The following is an 18,439-nucleotide window of genomic DNA, read 5'->3' as shown; positions in this document are numbered from 1 at the left end:
CATGAACATGAACGAACCAGGTGTCGTTCTGAGCATCGATGGTGTGGTGGCGACTGTGCTGCTGGATCGTCCTGACGTACGCAACGCCCAGCATCCGGCGATGTGGGCGGCGATCGCGGGGTTCCTCGAGTCGCTTCCGGATGAGGTGCGGATCGTGGTGGTGCGCGGGGCCAGCGGCACTTTCTCCGCGGGGCTTGACCTGTCGCTGGTCGACCCGGGGGAGACCGAGGTGCCGGGAAGCCTGGTCGCGACGCTGGCGCGCAGCGATCAGGAGGTCATCGATCTGATCGGTGAGTATCAGCGCCCGTTTGCTGCCCTGGCCGACCCGAGGTTCATCTCGATCGCCGTCATCGACGGGTACGCGATCGGTGCCGGCTTCCAGATGGCGCTGGCCTGCGACCTGCGGATCATGGCCGAGGACGCGTGGGTCTGCATGAAGGAGCCTGCGCTGGGGCTGGTGCCCGACCTGGCCGGCACCAAGCCGCTGGTCGAGGCCGTGGGCTATGGCCGAGCGCTCGAGATCTGCGCCACCGCGCGCAAGGTGGGTGCTGCGGAGGCCGAGCGGATCGGTCTCGCGCAGAGCGTGGTGCCATCGGCCGAGCTGGACTCCACGCTCACCGACCTGGTCGGGTCGCTCGTCGCTCACGACGCGACCGCGGTGCGGCGTACGCACGAGCTCTTGGCGGCTGCGTCGAGCCGGAGCCTCGACGAGCAGCGCCTCGCCGAGCGCACCGCCCAGGTGGGACGGCTCCGCGCGGTGCTCGGGCGCTGAGCCGGCCTGCGTCGCTAGCGGGAGATGGCGGCGGCGAGGATCCCCGCGCCGGCTGCGATGTCGTGACCCAGGCGGAAGGCGGGCTCGGGAGCGTGGGCCTGCTGGGCGCCGCCGACGGCCACGACGAGATCGGGGCGGCGGTCGCACAGGGCGGTGATCACCTCGTCGGCGCAGGGGATGTCGGCCGTGGTGGGGATCGCGAGCACGACGGCGGCGAGATCGGGATCGTCGACGACGCCGAGCCAGTCGTCGAGGGGAAGGTCGGCACCCAGGTAGTCGGTGTCCATGCCGCGGCGTCGGGCGGCGACGGCGAAGGCGAAGAGCCCGATCTCGTGCCGGGTGTGGGGAGCCAGCCCGAGGGTGATACGAGGGCCGTGACCATGGGTGGCCGCCGCCTCGTAGGCGACGGCGAGACGCCGCATCACCGCGTTCGACGACAGATGCTCGCCGGCGACGCTGACCCGGCCGTCCGCCCAGGCATCGCCGAGCATCCCCAGGGCGGGAAAGACGTGGTCGGTCATCACCGTCTCGAAGCTGCCGAGAGCGAACACCTGGTCCAGGGCTGCGGCCAGGTCGGTGGTGTCGAGTGCTGATGCGGCGGCGGTCAGTCTCTCCGCGAGGGCGGGGAGCGGCTGGGCGGGACGACCGCTGTCCGGCGACCTCGGGGTCGTGTCGGGAGCCGGGTGTTCGCGATCGATCCGGACCGCCTCGGCCGCGGCCAGGCCGACCGACCAGCCCTGGTCGACGAGGTGCTTCATCGAGAGCAGCACGGCGACGTCGTGGTCGCCGTACAGGCGGTAGCCGCTCTCGGACCGGTGCGGCGTGATGACCCCGTACCTGCGTTCCCAGGCACGAAGCGTCGCGGTGGTGATGCCGACCCGCTGCGCCGCGTGCTTGATGGTGTACATGGGGTCGGCTACCGCGCCAGCTGGTCCAGGGTCGCGCGCATCTGCTCGGAAGCGGTGTCACCCAGGCGGGTGAATGCGGGAGCCAGCAACGGGGCCACGATCTTGGTCATGCCTTTCAGTTCGAACTCGGCCACGTAGCGCACAGATGTTCCGCCGTTGGCTGTCGGTACGAAGGTCATCGTGTCATGGGCGACGACCGTCTTGTTCTCGCCACGTAGCACGATCCGGGTGCCGGGCTCGTAGGCCTCCACCACGTAGGTGAGATCGGTGGTGCGCCCGAGGAAGCGAGAGGTGTTCGCGTAGGTCGTCCCCACGCCGCCGTCTCCGGAGACGCGGTCGGTGCGCACGGTCCCCGGATCCCAGTGCTCGGTGTTGGTGAAGTCGGCCAGGAAGTCGAACACCTCGGCTGTCGACGCGGAGGTCTCCACTGTTCGGTCGATTCTCATCATCGCGTCCCTTCAAACCTTTGACATACCTTGAACAAGGATTGTACATTCGATCCTCGGAACTAGCCAGCGGCAATACCGCTGCTCGAAGAGGGAGATTTCATGAGCCGAGCGGCGAGCACCCCGCGGCCAACGGTTGCCGTGATCGGGGGCGGAGTCTCCGGACTGACCGCCGCTCATCTCCTCGGGCGCACCCACGACGTCACGCTCTTCGAGGCCGAGCAGAGGCTCGGCGGCCATGCGCACACCCACGAGGTCTCGACCGCATCGGGAGCCGTCCTCCGCGTGGACAGCGGCTTCATCGTGATGAACGAGCGCACCTATCCCAACCTGCTCCGCCTCTTCGGTGAGCTCGGTGTCGAGACGCGGCCGACCGAGATGAGCATGAGCATCGTCTGCGACGACTGCGGTCTGGCGTACGCCGGGGGCAGGGGCCTCGGCGGCATCCTGGCCCAGCCGGGGCGACTCCGCGACCCTCGCTTCGTCCGCATGCTGGCGCAGGTGCCCCGCTTCCACCGCCGAGCCCGCCGCCTGCTCGAGACCGACAGCGATCTGACCTGGGGAGAGTTCCTGGTCGACGGTGGCTTCAGCGACTACTTCGTCCAGCACTTCGCCGTGCCGCTGGTCTCCTGCGTCTGGTCGTGCGGTGAAGAGGACGCCGCCGGCTACCCGGCCCGGCACCTGTTCGCCTTCCTCGACCACCACGGGATGCTTCAGGTCACCGGATCGCCCACCTGGCGTACGGTCGTGGGCGGCTCCCGCGCCTACGTGGACAAGCTCGCCGAGCGGCTCGGAGACGTCCGCGTCGGCGAACCCGTGACCGCTGTGGCGCGGTCCGTCGATGGGGTCGAGGTGCGCACCGCGGCGGAGACCAGGCACTTCGACCGGGCGGTGGTGGCGACTCACGCCGACCAGGCCCTGAGGCTCCTGGTGGACGCGAGCCCCGAGGAGAAGGCGGACCTGGCCGCCATCGGATACTCGCGGAACGAGACCTGGCTGCACCGCGACGCCACCCTGCTGCCGGACTCGCCCCGTGCTCGAGCCTCGTGGAACTACCGCCTCGCGGCGTGCGGCGGCGGCGCCGACAAGGTGGTCGTCAGCTACTGGATGAACCGCCTTCAGGGCCTCGACGACCGCGACGAGCACGTGGTCACCCTCAATGCCACCGAGCACGTGGACCCGGCCACGGTCACCGCACGGATGACCTACGAGCACCCCGTCTTCACCACCGAGGCCGTCGCGGCGGCGGCTCGGCTGCGTACTGCCGGCGGCCCCAGGCTGGCCTTCGCCGGGGCACACCTCGGTTGGGGCTTCCACGAGGACGGCTGCCGCTCCGGGGTGGAGGCGGCGGAATCGTTCGGAGCGACCTGGTGATCCCGTCGCCGGCCTTTCCCGAGGTCCCCGCGCTGGTCGTGGGTCATGTCAGTCATGCCAGAGAGGTGCCGTTGCGGCATGCTTTTCGCCACCGCAGCTACCAGTGGCTCATCGACGTCGACGATCCGCCACGTCTGCCCTTCTGGCTGCGTCCCCTGGCTGGGTTCCGGGTCGAGGACCATCTCGACGCGGGCTCTTCGGGGCGCGGCGTACGTGGTGATCTCGGTGTGTTCCTCGCGGCCCGAGGGGTCTTTCTCGCGCCGACCGACCGGGTGCTCATGCTGGCGAATGCCCGAGTCCTGGGCCACGTCTTCGACCCCCTCACGGTCTTCTGGGTGCAGTCGGACGACGGTGTGCTGCGAGCGGTCGTCTTCGAGGTGCACAACACCTACGGCGACCGCCACGCCTACCTGCTCGACATCGATCGTCGCGGACACGCCCGCATCGACAAGGCCTTCTACGTCTCGCCGTTCAACGACATGGCCGGCAGCTATGAGATCCAGCTGCGGGTCGACCCGGGCGAGGTCGCGGTGACCGTCGGCCTGGACCGCGACGGCGTCCGCGTGCTGACGGCGACCACCCGAGGAGTCCCGGAGCCGGCGACGCGTCGCGCGCTGCTTCGGGTGAGCCTCACCCACCTGCTGATGCCCCATCGGGTCAGCGCTCTCATCCGGTTCCACGGGATCCGGCTGTGGTTGCGCAAGCTGCCCGTCCTCACTCGTCCTGCCGCACAGAAGGAGGCCACATCATGAGCGTGGAGTCCGTGACGCTCGACCGGCCGGTGCGCAGGGCGCCGGCGGCGACCGGGAGCCTGCGAGCAAGCATCGCCAAGCAGATACTGCGTCTGGCGACGCGGCAGGCCCCGGTCGACGTCGTGCTCCCGGACGGGAGCCTGCTCAACCGTCGCGGCGGTTCACCCACCGCGGGAAGGCCGGGCATCGTGCTACGGAGCCCGGAGTCGTTCTACGGCCGAGTCGCTGTGAACCCGAAGATCGGCATCGGCGAGGCGTACACGGCCGAGGACTGGCACGCCGCCGACGGCACCGATCTCGCGGATGCACTCACGCCGTACGCCGAACGTCTCTCCGGGCTGCTCCCGGCCTGGATGCTGCGACTGCGCGGCCTGGTCGACCAGCCGATCCCCGCCGACCAGCGTGGGGCGGTGGAGGACACCCAGGAGAACATCTCCGCCCACTACGACCTGGGGAACGAGATGTTCGCCGCGTTCCTCGACCCCACCCTCAGCTACAGCTCGGCCATGTTCGACCGCACGCGTCCGCTCGCCGAGCAGGATCTGCAGGAGGCGCAGCTGCGCAAGGTCAACGCTGCCCTCGACCTGGCGGGCGTCGGCGCCGGTGACGAGGTGCTGGAGATCGGTACGGGATGGGGGACTCTCGCGATCGAGGCAGCACGTCGCGGCGCGCGGGTCACCACGGTCACGCTGTCGGTGGAGCAGGCGGCCATGGCCAGAGAGCGGGTGGAGGCCGCGGGACTCACCGAGCGGGTCGAGGTGCTGGTGCGGGACTACCGTCACGTCGCCGGCACCTTCGACGCCGTGGTCAGCATCGAGATGATCGAGGCGGTCGGCGAGCGCTACTGGCCGGAGTACTTCGCCACCCTGTCCCGGCTGGTCCGCCCCGGCGGAGCCATCGCCCTGCAGGCGATCACCATGCCGCACCAGCGCTACCTGGCCACCCGCCACTCCTACGGCTGGATCCAGAAGCACATCTTCCCGGGCGGGCTGATCCCGTCGACCACAGCCATCTCCGAGCAGGCCGGCAGGGTCGGCCTGGCGGTGACCCGCACCGACACGTTCGGCGCCGACTACGCCGAGACGCTACGCCGCTGGCGCGCGGCCTTCCTGGCCGCGTGGCCGACGATCCGGTCGGACGCCTTCGGTGAGGAGTTCCGGCGCACCTGGGAGTTCTACCTGGCCTACTGTGAGGCGGGCTTCCGCGCCGGGGTCATCGACGTCGCCCAGATACGACTGGAAGCCGACCGGCGGGAGGTGCCATGACGACATCGCTGATGTGGTTCCGGCGGGACCTGCGGCTCGGGGACCATCCCGCACTGCAGGCCGCGGCGCGTGACGGGCAGGTCGTGCCGCTGTTCGTGCTCGACCCGCGCCTTGCCCGCCCCGGGCCGAGATGGGAGCGTCTCCTCGCCTCGCTCGCGGCGCTGCGTGAGGAGACCGACGGGGCGCTGGTCGTCCGGGAGGGTGATCCGGCCGAGGTCGTGGCGCAGGTCGCGGCCGAGGCCGGGGCGAGCCGGGTGCACGTCTCGACCGAGACGACCCCCTACGGTCGGCGGCGCGACGCAGCCGTCGAGCAGCGTCTGGCGGCGGACGACATCGCCCTGGTCGGCACCGGCAGCCCGTACGCCGTGACCCCGGGCAGGATCCTGAACACGGCCGGGTCTCCCTACCGCGTCTTCACACCTTTCCTGCGGGCCTGGCGGGAGCACGGGTGGAGGGCCCCTGCCGGTGATCCTCAGGTCGAGTGGATGACGAAGCTCGACTCGGAACCGCTGCCGTCCCATCCTGACCGCGAGGCCGGTGAGCGCGCGGCCCTCCGCCGCTGGGAGGACTTCTGCGACGAGGGCCTGGCCGGCTATGCCTCGGCCCGGGACCGACCCGACCTGGATCAGACCAGCCGCATCTCCGCAGCGCTGAAGTATGGCGAGATCCACCCGCGTACGCTCCTGGCGGATCTGGACGCGCGCAGCACGGATGCCTCCGGCGGCGACGTCGAGCGCTTCGTCACCGAGCTGGCCTGGCGCGATTTCTACGCCGACGTGCTCTGGCACGACCCCGAGTCGGCCTGGCGCGACCTGCGGGGAGGGCTGCGAGGCATGCAGTACGACGAGGACCCCGCCCTGCTGGCGGCCTGGAAGTCGGGCACCACGGGCTTCCCGTTCGTCGACGCCGGCATGCGTCAGCTGCTCGCGGAGGGCTGGATGCACAACCGCGTACGGATGGTCGTCGCGAGCTTCCTGGTCAAGGACCTGCACATGTGGTGGCCGGTCGGCGCCCGGCACTTTCTCGACCATCTCCTCGACGGAGACCTGGCCTCCAACAGTCACGGCTGGCAGTGGGTGGCGGGGACCGGGACCGACGCCGCGCCGTACTTCCGGGTGTTCAACCCGGTCACGCAAGGGCTTCGGTTCGACCCGGAGGGCGACTATGTCCGGCGCTGGGTGCCTGAGCTTCGCCATCTTCCGGGCGCGGCGGCACACGAGCCGTGGCTCCACCCCGACGGGTCTGCCAACGGCTACCCTGATCGCATCGTCGACCACGCCGAGGAGCGTCACGAGGCGCTGGCCCGGATGACAGAGCTGAAGGACTCGACCCTATGACTCCGTCGCGTGCGACCACCGAGGACGAGGGTCTGGACCGAGTGCTCGACCGTGCGGTCGTGCTGGGCTACTCCCGCCTGGGCTATGCGATCCGTCGCCGCCGGTGGGCGGCGGCCGATCCGCGTCCCGGTGCCTTGGCCGGGCGGACCGCGCTGGTCACCGGCGGAGGTAGCGGGCTCGGTGCGGCCACCGTGCTGGGCCTGGCCCGGCTCGGCGCCCGCGTGCACGTCCTCGTGCGCTCACCCGAGCGCGCCGCGACGGCGGTCGCCCGGATCGAACAGCAGCTGGGTGACGAGGGTCTGGTCGCCGACCTTCGGATCGAGCGCTGCGACGTCTCGGACCTGTCCGTCGTCGATGCGTTCGCCGACGACCTCTGCACCCGTGACGGTGGCACCACGACTCTCGACGTGCTCGTGCACAACGCCGGGGTCATGCCCCCGGAGCGAACCGAGTCGGTCGACGGTCACGAGCTGACGGTCGCCACCCATGTCCTCGGACCGATCCGGTTGACCGAGCGGCTGCTCCCCGCGCTGCGGCGCTCGGAGCACGGCGCCAGGGTGGTCTTCGTCGCCTCGGGCGGGATGTACACCCAGCCGCTGCCGGTGGACGACCCGGAGTTCCAGCACGGCAGCTACCGGGGCGCGGTGGCCTATGCGAGATCCAAGCGCATGCAGGTGGAGCTGGCGCCGCTCCTGGACCGGCGATGGTCGCCAGATCGCATCTCCACCTACGTCATGCACCCGGGCTGGGCGGACACGCCGGGTCTGGCCCGGTCGCTCCCCGCCTTCCGTACGCTGAGCCGTCCGCTGCTGCGGTCGGCCGAGGCAGGGGCGGACACGGCGGTGTGGCTCGGCGCCACCGACCCCGCCCCGCCTTCCGGCACGTTCTGGCACGACCGGCGGCAGCGTCCGACGAGCTACCGGTCGGCGACCCGTCCCGAACCCGGGGACACCGACGAGCTGTGGAGATGGGTGGCGGCGGCCGCCGGCGTCGACCGGCCATGAGTCTCTGCCCGGTCCTGCGACCCCCTTTCGCGAACTACCAACACGACAATTGGAAAGGCCCCGACCATGCGGTCTGCGATAGAACGTCTCGCGCGAGTCACCACGAGGAAGGCCACGGCGTGGGTGGTCCTGGTGGTCGCGTTCCTCCTGGCCGGCGCGGTGATGGCTGTGGGATCGTCGCTGGGGTCCGCGAGCTCGGCCCCTGACCCGCTGCCGGCGGACGCCGAGTCCGCGCAGGTGGCGGAGCTCCAGCAGAGCTTTCCGGGCGGGGACGTGCTGCCCGCGGTCGCGGTGGTCGAGCGTTCCGGTGGGCTGACCGAGGAGGATCAGGAGTGGGTCGGCGAGGTGTCGCGGCGTTGGGCCGAGATCACCGGGAACGAGGTGTCGCCACCGATCCCGGCCACTGACGGCGAGGCGCTGATCGTCGCCATCGACGTCGATGCCGACGTGACCGGCCTCGATCTGACCGAGCTCGTGGACGACCTGCGCGAGGCGGCCGACGAGGGCCGACCCGACGGCCTCACGGTCGAGCTCACCGGCGGTGCCGCCTTCGCCGCAGACATCTCCTCGGCGTTCGAGGGTGCGGATCTGCGTCTGCTCCTCGTCACGGCCGGCGTCGTTGCCCTCCTGTTGATCCTGACCTACCGCTCGCCGGTGCTGTGGCTCGTGCCGCTGACCGTGATCGCGGTGGCTGATCGCACCGCGTCGGTGGCGACCCAGATCGTCGCGGACTGGATCGGCACCGGCCTCGACGGGTCGACGTCGGGGATCACCAGCGTGCTGGTCTTCGGTGCCGGCACGAACTATGCGCTCCTGATGGTCTCGCGCTACCGCGAGGAGCTCCGAAGGCACGCCCATCACCGCGACGCCCTCGCCGCCGCGGTGCGTGGATCCAGCGAGGCGATCGTGGCCAGCAACCTCACTGTCGTGCTCGCGCTGCTGGTGCTGACGCTCAGCGTCGCCCCGAACACCCGGTCCCTGGGCATCTCGGCCGCCATCGGTCTGCTGATCGCCCTGCTGTTCGCTCTCTTCGCTCTGCCCGCCGCGCTGTCGTTGTTCGGCCGCGGCCTCTTCTGGCCGTTCGTCCCGCGCAACGGCGAGGAGGAGAAGTCGCGCGACGGTGTCTGGTTCCGGATCGCCCGTACGGTGGTCAGCCGTCCGGCAGTGGTGCTGGCCGCGGCCGCGGTGATCCTCGGCGTCCTGGCCTCGGGGCTCCTGGGCGTCAAGGTCGGCCTGTCGCAGACCGATCAGTTCCGTGTCGACGCCGAGTCCGTCGACGGTCTGGAGACGCTGTCGAAGCACTTCCCTCCCGGTGCTGCCGATCCGGTGACGATCGTGGTGGGAGCCGATGAGGCCGAGGAGGTGCTCGCGCGGGTCAACCAGATCGACGGGGTCGACAGCGCTCGTCCGTCCGGCAAGAGCGACGACCTGGTGAAGATCACCGCGACCCTCGAGGACGCGCCCGCGACGGCGGAGAGCATCGAGACGATCGAGACGATGCGCAGCGAGCTGGACGGGACCGGTGCTCTGGTCGGCGGCAGCGTGGCCAAGGACCTGGACAGCCGAGACGGTGCAGTACGCGACCTCAAGGTCATCGTGCCGTTGATCCTGCTGGTCGTGCTGCTGGTGCTCTTCGTGGTGCTGCGGTCGATCGTGACGCCACTGGTGCTCGTCGCCATCAGCGTGATCGCAACTCTGTCGGCGCTCGGCCTGGGCGCCTGGATGAGCACACACGTCTTCGGGTTCCCCGCGCTCGATGTCAGCACCCCGCTCTACGCCTTCTTGTTCCTGGTGGCGCTCGGCATCGACTACACGGTGTTCCTCGTCCTGCGTGCGCGGGAGGAGGCCGCCGAGCACAACACCGTCGATGCGATGGTCATGGCGGTCGGCTTGACCGGCGGAGTCATCACCAGTGCAGGCATCGTGCTCGCCTCGGTGTTCGCGGTGCTCGGCGTGCTGCCCCTGATCACGTTGACCCAGGTTGGTCTGATCGTGGGCCTCGGCATCCTGCTCGACACCTTCCTCGTCCGCACCGTGGTGGTGCCTGCGGTCTTCGCGCTGGTCGGCGACAGGATCTGGTGGCCCGCGGCGATCTCCCGGCGGAAGGCCGAAGGGTCGACGATCGACACCTGATCGTTCGGACAACGTTCTTGCAGGTCGGGCGGCGTCCTGACGGGTCAGCGGCCGCCCGACCCGATAGGCTCTCGTGGTGATTCGCCAGACTCGGGGTCGTTACGGGGGCCAGGGTGCGCCTTGAGGGTTTGCTCGGCATCAGGCTGCGGCTGCTGCGCGAGGAGCGTTCCCTGACGCAGGGCGCGCTCGCCGAGGCTGCCGGCGTCAGCGTCGCCTCGATCCGCGACCTGGAGCAGGGCCGGACGAGGCGACCGAGGGCGGCATCCCTGCGTGCGCTCGCCCGCGCGCTCGACCTGACCCCGGAGGAGGCGGCGGAGTTCACCGAGGCCCCCGCGCCGAGCCGGGACGCCGAGGACAGCGCGGTCGTGAGCGTCTCCGTGCTCGGCCCGACCCTCGTGGTCCGAGACGGGGTGGCGCTCGACCTGCCTGAGCAGGTCGGGCTGCTGCTGAGGCGGCTGGCTCTGGATCCGGGAGAGAAGGTCGGGCGCGACGAGCTGCTCGACCTGCTGTGGCCGGAGCTGACCTCGGACGCGGCCGGCAAGCGGATGGCCCAGCTGCTCCGGCGGCTGCGGGCCCTCGTCGCACCGATCACGGTGACCCACGACGGCAACGCGCTCGGTCTCGACGCCACCCCCGAAGAGCTCGACCTCGTCCGCTTCCGCGAGCTCGCCGCCGACGCCGACCTGGACACCTTGACCGAGGCCGTGCGCCTGTGGCGCGGGCGTCCCGACCGGTTCGAGGAGGCGCCGTGGCTGTCGAGCTCCGTCGAGAACGAGTACGTCGCGGTCGCGCTCAGATGGGCCGGCCTCAGCGTGGCGGAGGGACAGGCCATCGAGGCGCTCCCGGTCGTGAGCGAGCTCGCCCGCCTGCGTCCTCTGGACGAGCCGCTGTGGGCGGCGTACGTGAAGGTGCTGGCGGCGGCCGGACGCCAGGCCGAGGCGCTCGCCGCGTACGAGACGGTCCGATCCGTCCTGGCCGAGGAGCTCGGGCTCGACCCGAGCCCGGTCCTCGAGGACGTCCGCCAAGGCACCCTGGAAGGACGATGGCACGCCCGGCGGCCGACCCTGGTCGAGGGTGCACGCAGGCGTGACGTACCTCGCGAGGTGCCGGCGGCGCCGGCGCTGATCGGACGTGAGGCCGAGCTCGCGACGCTGACCGCCGGCCTCGGCGAGGATGGCGGTGCGGCGGTGCTCGTCACCGGACCGGCCGGCTCCGGGAAGAGCACGCTGGCGCTCACCGCCGCGGCCCGCCTGACCGATGACTTCCCCGACGGACAGCTCTACGCCGACCTCCACGGCGTCTCGGGAGAGGCGGTGGCACCCGGCTTGGTGCTGAGGCGGTTCCTGCGCTCGCTCGGCCTCTCCGGCCAGCAGATCCCGACAGACGACGCCGACGCCGCGGCGCTGCTCCGCAGCGAGCTCTCCGACCGGCGGATGCTGATCGTGCTGGACAGCGTCGACAGTCCTGGCCAGGTCGTCCCGCTGCTGCCCGGTCTCGGCGAGAGCCGGACGATCCTCACGAGCCGACACCGGCTGCCGGCGCTCGCGGGCATGATCGACCTCGGCCGCCAGATCCACCTCGGCGAGCTCAGCATCGAGGCCTCCGTCGCTCTGGTCGGCGCGATCGTCGGCGCGGAGCGGGTCGCCGCCGCACCTCGCGCGAGCGAGTCGTTGGCGCTGGCGTGCGGCCGTCTCCCGCTGGCGCTCAGGATCGCTGCGGCGCGGTTGCTGAGCCGGCCGGAGTGGTCGATCGAGACGTACGCCGACCGGCTGAGCGCGAGCTCCCACCGGCTCGCCGAGCTGGCCGTCGGCGAGGTGAGCGTCGCGGCCAGCCTCGAGATCTCCTATTCGGCGATGCCTGCCGAGGTGCAGCGTGCCTTCCGGTTGTGCTCGCTGATCTCGGCCTACGACTTCGACCCTGCTCCGGCGGGTGCCGTCCTCGCCCGCGACCCGGAGACCGCACAGCGGCTGCTCGAGGACCTGGTCGACGCCAACATGCTGCAGACCGTCGTCTCCGAGGACGGCGTCGGGCGCTACCACTACCACGACCTCCTCCGGCTCCATGCTGGTGATCTGGCCGCGGCCGACCTCGAGCAGCAGGAGGCGCAGGGCCGGCTTGCCGACTGGCTGCTCGACACCACCGTCAGCGCCGCCGACACCACCTATCCGGGGCGCCTGCGCGCGCTGGAGATCGAGCCCTCGCCGGGCAGTCGTTTCGACTCGGCTGACGACGCTCGCACCTGGCTCGACCACGAGGCGCAGCTGCTGATCGCGTTCGTGAAGCAGGCCGGGGCCGACCCGCAGCAGCGCCACTACGCCTGGAAGCTCGTCGACCAGTCCAGGATCCACTACCGCACCCGCCTCGACGTGACCACCTACCTCGACCTGATGACGGTCGGAGCCGAGGCCGCCATGCTGGAGGGTGAGGTGCGGGCCGAGGCCTTCCTGCGTACGCTGCGGGTCGATGTGCTCGGGGTCCTGGGTCGCATGGACGAGGCCTGGGCGGAGTCGGATCGTGCCCGCACGCTCCTCGACACCAGCGGCTGGAGGAAGGGTCAGGCCTTCGCGGCGATCGTCGACGGTCACCGCCACCGCGTCGCGGACTCGGGACGCGAGGCGGAGTCCGCCTACGCGCGCGCCTTGGAGATCCTCGGCGAGGCACCCGGCACCGAGGGACTGCGTGCGTGGGCGCACCAGGCACTCGGCATCGCCTGCACCCAGCAGGGCCGTTTCGAGGAGGGGCGCCGCCACCATCTCGTGGCCGTCGAGCTGAGCGAGGTGCAGGGCAGCGCCACCCCGCTCGAGCTCTCCACCCTGGCCGCGGCCGAGCGGGCCCTGGGCCTGCTCGACTCGGCAAGCGCTCGGCTGGAGTCAGCGCTGGCGCAGGCCACCCGCAACCGCAGCCCGTTCGCGGAGGCCAACGCGCTCGAGGAGCTCAGCCTGCTCGCCCTGGTCCGTGGCGACCACGCCTCGGCGCTCGAGCTCGCCGACCGGGCTCACCTGACCGCGCGGGCCCACGGGGACGTACGTTTCGTCGCCTCCACGGCCTGCAGCTATGCGGCCGCTCTCTATGCGACGGGAAGCCTCCGCGACGCCGCCGAGACCTATGAGTACGCAGTGCGGCTCAGTCACACCCACGTCGCCTCGTTCACCGAGACCCGTGCCCGGGTCGGGCTGGCGCAGGCACTCCATGCCGAGGGCGACCACGAGGCCGCCCGGACCCACGCCGCCAAGGGCCGGCAGCTCGCGGTCGAGCACGGCTTCGCGCCGTTGCGGCACGAGGCCGACCGCGCGCTCGAGCTGCTCGGCGACTAGCTCGGCTCGCGGTCCTTGCCGAGTCGCCTGTCTCTCAGAGGCGAGCGGGTGTGGCCCCTCGGACACGGCGCCGCGCAGGTACGAGCAGGATCATCACCAGGCCGAGGACAGCCGGGATCACGAACGAGTAGAAGTTCCAGCGGAAGCCGAGATCTGCATCCATGACGAACCCGATCATGCTCGGGGCGACCACGGCACCGACCCGTCCGAGGCCGAGGGTGATACCGACGGCGGTGCTCCGTGTCCACGCTGGGAAGTACGCCGCGGCGTACCCGTTGACCAGGATCTGTGTGCCGATCGAGCCGAGCCCGGCGACGGCGACGCACACGTAGAGCAGGCCGGTCGGCGGCTGATAGGCAAGCGTCAGCAGCGTCACGGTTGCCGCGAGGAAGCAGAGGGCGACCGCGATCTTCTCGCCCAGGCGGTCGGCTAGCGCGCCAGCGGCGACGGTCCCCACGACCGCGCCGAGATTGAGGACCAGCAGGAAGCTGATCGCCGAGCCGAGCGGGTATCCGGCGGACCGCATGATCTGGGGTAGCCAGGTGTTGAGACCGTAGACAAGCAGCAGGCCGGAGAAGGACGCGACCGAGAAGAGGGCGAGCGGAACGATCCTGCCCGGGCCGAGCAGGTAGCGGATGGCGCCGCCCGCATCACGGGTGCCGGGGGTCGGGTCGTCGCTCACCAGTCCGTACTGCTCGGCGAGCGCGTCCGCCTGGGCGGAAAGGCCGCGGCGCCGCAGGTAACCGACCGACTCCGGGAGCAGCTTGTAGACGATCGGGAGGAGCAGCAGGCCCGGGATCGCACCGATCCACAGCAAAGTCCTGAAGCCTGCAGACTCCAGCCAGATCAGGGCGGCGATCGCCGCGAACACTCCGCCGAAGGCGTATCCGATGAACATGGCCGCGTTGTAGAGCTGCTTCTTCCCCGGCGGGGCGTACTCCACCGTCAGTGCGATCGCCGTCGGCATCACCCCGCCCAGCCCGATTCCCGCGAGCAGCCGGAACAGGCCGAAAAGCTCCGGGGTGGGAGCCATCGCGGTGGCGACGGTGGCGAGGGAGAACGAGCCGATGCTCAGCAGGATCAGGCGACGTCGACCCAGGATGTCGGCCAGCGCTCCGACGGCCAGAGCCCCGACGAGCATGCCGAGGGTGGTGTAGCTGCCGATCATCCCGGCCTCGGACTTGGACAGGTCCCAGGTGGGATGAGCGAGCAGCTCGGGAATCATCGCGCCGTAGACCATCAGGTCATAGCCGTCGAGGACGATCGCGGCAAAGGCGACCGCCACGATCACCAGCGGACTCCGCCGGGCGACCGTCGTGCTGCCGGCCGTCCTCCCTACCGTGCTCATCGAGCGCTCCCAGCCAACGCTGCGACGGCGCCCGATCCGGCGTCTGCGACGAACTCGTGGATCCAGGCCAGGTGACGGTCCCAGGCCCGCGGCCCGCCCAGCCGTACGTTGCGGGCATCTGCCCGCGGACCATCAGGCAGGTGCAGCACATCGGCGGTGGTGATCGAAGCGATCTGCACCTTGCGGGTTCGTTCCAGGCGCCGCTCCTGGTAGACGCGGCGCGCCGTGTCCCAGTCGTTGCCGTCGGCCGGACCGCTGAGGAGGCAGTCGGCAAGCACTATCGCGTCCTCGATCGATTGGTTCGCGCCCTGGCCGTGGTGCGGCACCAGCGCGTGTGCGGCATCACCGAGCAGAGTGATCCGGCCCTTGCTCCATGAGTGCAGCGGGGGGCGCTGGAAGAGGCCCCACTTGTCGCCACCGGGAACCGCGCCGATCATCTGGAGTACGGCGGGATGCCAGCCCGCGAACGCCCTGACGTGCTCGTCGTCGGCGCCGGAGTCGAGCCAGGCTTGCTGGGGCCAGGGGCCCTTCAGCCGCTTGACCAGCAGGAAGTTGTGGTCGCCGTTGCCGATCGGGTAGTGCAGCAGGTGTCCCGACGGGCCCATCCAGAACTGGATCGCCTCGGGATCGGGAAGCAGGTCGAGGTGGGCACGCGGAACGATGCCGCGCCAGCCGAAGCTGCCGGAGAAGCGGGCGTCGTCGTATCCGACCACATGCGTTCGCAGCAGCGACCTGGCGCCGTCGGCTCCGATCACCAGGTCCGCTTCGACGACCTCGCCGTCGGCGAAGTGCAGCCTCGCCGCGGCCCCGGAGTCGTCGACCGAGACCAGTCGTTTCCCGAGGTGCAGGCCCTCGGCCCCGAGCCGGCCGGAGAGGATCTGCTGAAGATCTGCGCGGTGGATGCCGTAGTACGGCGCGCCGCAGCGCCGGTGGTACTCCTCACCGGAGAGCAGGCGACCGATGGCCTCGCCGCTGCGGCCGTCGCGGAAGATCAGGCCGTCCACGACGGCGGAGCTCTCCGCCATCGCGTCGCCGACTCCGAGGCGGTCGCGCAGGAAGCGGGTCGCGTTGGCGGACAGGGCGACAGCGGCCCCGACCTCACGAAGCTCCTCGGCCTGTTCGTACACCTGGGGCTCGAGGCCTCGACGGCGGAGCTCGATCGCGAGCGTCAAGCCACCGATGCCGGCGCCGACGATGACGATGCGCGGGGTCGTCATGGGGTTTCCCTTCGTTGATGTGTGATGCCCCGACGCTAGGTCTCGGCGACGGGTGGCCACATCGGTCCGATGTGGCAACCGTCACGTCGAAATTCCGACACTGTGTCGGACTAAGGTGATGTCTCGTGCAGCGGATCCCTGATCTCGACGACGCGCTCCAAGACCTTTCCGAGGTCGTCGGTCGCCGCCTCGTGCTCCTCGACGAAGCGATGCGCGTGGTGGGCTACTCCATCCACGAGTCCGATCGTGACCGGCGCCGACTCGCGCACTTGCTCACCCATAGCGACTCCTGGTCGGTGCCGCGCACCTTCACCCAGGCGGACATCATCGAGGCCAGACCCGGACTGGGACGCTGCCTCTTCGTCCGGCTGACTGAGCGAAGCCATCGGATCGTGGGTCACCTGCTGATGGTGCTGGGTGACGACGAGGTGCCTGAGGACGTCCGCGAACGGTTGCTCGGCAAAGCGCCCGAGCTCGGCGACCTGCTCGCGCTGCGTAACGCCCATGCCGAGCGCGACCACCGGAGGGCACGCGAGCTGACCGTCGACCTGGTGACAGGTGACCCGGACAGCCGAGCGGCGGCGGCCGAGGGACTGCTCGGCGAGCGGGTCCTGAGCGACTCCGGTCGCTACTGCGCAGTCGCGCTCGGTGTCGACCCGCGCTCGACCTCCTCGCGGGATGCGGAGAAGTCGGCCCTGGCGGTCAGTGTGACGACGAGCTTCGTGGCACAGAGCTCGACCGCTTCAGTGGTCGGCGCGGCGCTGCCGGACGGCCTGGGCGTGCTGGTGTTCCCCCGACCGGTCGTCGTCCCCCGACTGACTCGGCTGCTGCAGGGACCAGAGGTCATCGGAGTACGGGCCGGGATCGGCCCGCTCGGAGCGATCGAGGACGTCCAACATTCCTTCGCTCGCGCGCGGCTGGCTTGGCGTGCGACCTGCTTCGCACCACAGGACCACCCCATCGTGCTGGAGTGGGATCGGGCAGGACTGGATGCGACCCTGGCCCGGCTTCCGTTGGAGTTGTTGAAGACTGACGACCTCCCTCCGGCAGTGCGGCGGCTGCTCGATCACGGGCTCGGCATCGACCTGCTCGACACGCTCGATCGCTACCTCGGCTCTGGGGGCGACGCCCAGCAGACAGCACGAATGCTCAACATCCATCGATCGACGCTCTACTACCGTCTCGACAAGGTGCGGGAGGCCATCGACGAGGACTTGCGTGACGGGGTGCTGCGCCGTGAGCTCCACACGGGAATCCGGATGGCGCAGCTCGCTGGTCTCGGTCCCTGGGCGATGGACCCTCGCCCAGGGACATGACTCGGCCCCTCCGCCGGTGCGGAGGGGCCGAGGGGCGCGACCGAGGCGGATTCCTCAGTTGTTGATGTCGGAAGGGTGCTTGGCCAGCGGGGTGACCTGGACGTCCATGTAGGGGAACAGTGGCAATCCGGACAGGATCTGGTGCAGCTCGTCGTGGGACTCGACGTCGAAGACCGAGAAGTTGGCGTACTCCCCGGCGATCCGCCACAGGTGCGGCCACTTCCCGGCGCGCTGGAGCTCCTGCGCGTAGGCCTTCTCGCGGGCGATCGTGTCGTCACGGACGTCCGGATCCAGGTCGTGCGGGATCCGGACGTCCATGCGTACGTGGTAGAGCATCAGCCGCGAACCGGGTCGAGGACGAAGCCGTAGTCGACGTTCACCGAGCCGTCACCGTTGGCGACGGGAGCGAGCACCAGCTCGGGCTTGACCGCCGAGGCGATGTCGTCGTCGTTGTGCTCGTCACCGGGGAAATAGAGCTGGGCGGTGAGGAGCTCGTGACCCGGAGCCGACACCTTCACGTGCAGGTGCGCCGGGCGCCAGGCGTGCCAGCCGGCGGCGGCGATGAGCTTGCCGCACGAGCCGTCGGTCGGGATCTGGTACGGAGCCGGCTGGATCGTGTGGATCTCGAAGGCGCCGTCGGCCCCGACGGTGAAGCTGCCACGCAGGTTCCACTCCGGGATGCCGGGCGCGAACTGCGAGTAGAAGCCATCGGCGTCGGCGTGCCACAGCTCGACCTTGGCGCCGTCGAGCGGGGTGCCGTCGGTGGAGGCGACCTTGCCCGTCCAGGTCAGCGGCGTGCCGGACTCGCCGTCGCGCATCGGGATGGTGCCGTTCGCACCCTGCTCCGGGGCGTCGGGGACGTAGTAGGGCCCCTCGATGGTGCCCTTGTTGCCCTCGCGGTGCTCGGTCGCGACCTTCTCGACCTCGTGCTCGACCCAGACGTCGAGGAAGAGCGGCCACTCGCCGTCCTTGCCGACCTGGATCAGCCACGCCTTGAGCGCGTTGTACTCGTCGTAGGTGACCTTCTCCTCGCGGATGGTGTCGTAGATGGCGTTCAGCACGCGCTTGGCCAGCCTGTCGACGCGCTCCGGCGGGGTGTCCTTGACGGCGTCGAAGGGCGACTTGTCGGCGGCGAACCGCTCGGTGGCAGAGGCACCGGAGGCGGCCGCGGAGGCGGCCTCGCTGGACTCCGTGGGCTGCAGGGTCTGGTCGGTGGTCATGATGTGTCCTCTCGGGTTGCGGTGTGGGGTCCG

Annotated in this window: 15 protein-coding genes; 9 read left to right on the top strand and 6 right to left on the bottom strand. The window is 70.4% G+C overall.

Annotated features, from left to right (window positions below; all coding sequences use genetic code 11):
* Nucleotide 1 precedes the first annotated feature (1 nt).
* The gene (locus BJ988_RS18880; protein ID WP_179659484.1) at nucleotides 2–772 is read left to right on the top strand and encodes an enoyl-CoA hydratase/isomerase family protein; all 771 of its coding nucleotides are present in this window, start codon (nucleotides 2–4) and stop codon (nucleotides 770–772) included.
* Nucleotides 773–786: 14 nt separating this feature from the next.
* Here BJ988_RS18880 and BJ988_RS18875 read toward each other — a convergent pair whose 3' ends face one another.
* Nucleotides 787–1,680 (bottom strand): MerR family transcriptional regulator, encoded by an 894-nt coding sequence (locus BJ988_RS18875; RefSeq protein ID WP_179659483.1) that lies wholly within the window; start codon nucleotides 1,678–1,680, stop codon nucleotides 787–789.
* A gap of 8 nt (nucleotides 1,681–1,688) precedes the next feature.
* The gene (locus BJ988_RS18870; protein WP_246321522.1) at nucleotides 1,689–2,126 is read right to left on the bottom strand and encodes an SRPBCC family protein; all 438 of its coding nucleotides are present in this window, start codon (nucleotides 2,124–2,126) and stop codon (nucleotides 1,689–1,691) included.
* 102 nt (nucleotides 2,127–2,228) lie between these two features.
* Between BJ988_RS18870 and BJ988_RS18865 the strand changes: the two genes are divergently transcribed.
* The 7 genes from BJ988_RS18865 to BJ988_RS18835 all read left to right on the top strand — a co-directional run bounded on the left by BJ988_RS18865 (nucleotide 2,229) and on the right by BJ988_RS18835 (nucleotide 13,305).
* Entirely contained in the window at nucleotides 2,229–3,500 is a 1,272-nt protein-coding gene (locus tag BJ988_RS18865) for an NAD(P)/FAD-dependent oxidoreductase (RefSeq protein WP_179659481.1), read from the top strand.
* Nucleotides 3,497–4,252, top strand: a complete 756-nt coding sequence (locus BJ988_RS18860; protein WP_343051681.1) for a DUF1365 domain-containing protein — start codon at nucleotides 3,497–3,499, stop codon at nucleotides 4,250–4,252. Before BJ988_RS18865 ends, BJ988_RS18860 begins: the two co-directional genes overlap by 4 nt.
* Nucleotides 4,249–5,517 (top strand): SAM-dependent methyltransferase, encoded by a 1,269-nt coding sequence (locus BJ988_RS18855; protein ID WP_179659480.1) that lies wholly within the window; start codon nucleotides 4,249–4,251, stop codon nucleotides 5,515–5,517. The genes BJ988_RS18860 and BJ988_RS18855 overlap by 4 nt, the downstream gene beginning before the upstream one ends.
* Entirely contained in the window at nucleotides 5,514–6,854 is a 1,341-nt protein-coding gene (locus tag BJ988_RS18850) for a cryptochrome/photolyase family protein (RefSeq protein WP_179659479.1), read from the top strand. Before BJ988_RS18855 ends, BJ988_RS18850 begins: the two co-directional genes overlap by 4 nt.
* Entirely contained in the window at nucleotides 6,851–7,858 is a 1,008-nt protein-coding gene (locus BJ988_RS18845; RefSeq protein ID WP_179659478.1) for an SDR family NAD(P)-dependent oxidoreductase, read from the top strand. Before BJ988_RS18850 ends, BJ988_RS18845 begins: the two co-directional genes overlap by 4 nt.
* A 66-nt stretch (nucleotides 7,859–7,924) precedes the next feature.
* Nucleotides 7,925–9,991 carry an MMPL family transporter gene (locus tag BJ988_RS18840; RefSeq protein WP_179659477.1) on the top strand — a complete coding sequence of 689 codons (2,067 nt, stop codon included), beginning with the start codon at nucleotides 7,925–7,927 and terminating at the stop codon, nucleotides 9,989–9,991.
* A 113-nt stretch (nucleotides 9,992–10,104) separates the two neighbouring features.
* Nucleotides 10,105–13,305, top strand: coding sequence for a BTAD domain-containing putative transcriptional regulator (locus tag BJ988_RS18835; protein ID WP_179659476.1), 3,201 nt, complete (start codon nucleotides 10,105–10,107; stop codon nucleotides 13,303–13,305).
* 34 nt (nucleotides 13,306–13,339) lie between these two features.
* On the opposite strand, the gene BJ988_RS18830 is transcribed toward BJ988_RS18835, so the two are convergent.
* A complete protein-coding gene (locus BJ988_RS18830; protein ID WP_179659475.1) occupies nucleotides 13,340–14,653 on the bottom strand; it encodes an MFS transporter in 1,314 nt (437 codons plus the stop codon).
* On the bottom strand, nucleotides 14,650–15,870 hold the full coding sequence (locus BJ988_RS18825) for an FAD-dependent monooxygenase (protein WP_179659474.1): 1,221 nt from the start codon (nucleotides 15,868–15,870) through the stop codon (nucleotides 14,650–14,652). The genes BJ988_RS18830 and BJ988_RS18825 overlap by 4 nt, the downstream gene beginning before the upstream one ends.
* 125 nt (nucleotides 15,871–15,995) lie before the next feature.
* Here BJ988_RS18825 and BJ988_RS31050 point away from each other — a divergent pair, with 125 nt between their 5' ends.
* Nucleotides 15,996–17,186, top strand: a complete 1,191-nt coding sequence (locus BJ988_RS31050) for a helix-turn-helix domain-containing protein (RefSeq protein WP_179659473.1) — start codon at nucleotides 15,996–15,998, stop codon at nucleotides 17,184–17,186.
* A gap of 54 nt (nucleotides 17,187–17,240) precedes the next feature.
* Here BJ988_RS31050 and catC read toward each other — a convergent pair whose 3' ends face one another.
* Nucleotides 17,241–17,522, bottom strand: coding sequence for a muconolactone Delta-isomerase (catC, locus tag BJ988_RS18815; RefSeq protein WP_179659472.1), 282 nt, complete (start codon nucleotides 17,520–17,522; stop codon nucleotides 17,241–17,243).
* Nucleotides 17,522–18,406, bottom strand: a complete 885-nt coding sequence (gene catA, locus BJ988_RS18810) for a catechol 1,2-dioxygenase (RefSeq protein ID WP_179659471.1) — start codon at nucleotides 18,404–18,406, stop codon at nucleotides 17,522–17,524. The genes catC and catA overlap by 1 nt, the downstream gene beginning before the upstream one ends.
* Between the last annotated feature and the right edge of the window lie 33 nt (nucleotides 18,407–18,439).

Source organism: Nocardioides panzhihuensis, from assembly GCF_013408335.1.
Taxonomy (GTDB): Bacteria; Actinomycetota; Actinomycetes; order Propionibacteriales; family Nocardioidaceae; genus Nocardioides; species Nocardioides panzhihuensis.
Note: the sequence above shows the minus strand (reverse complement) of the source record. Positions and strands in the feature narration are given on the sequence as shown.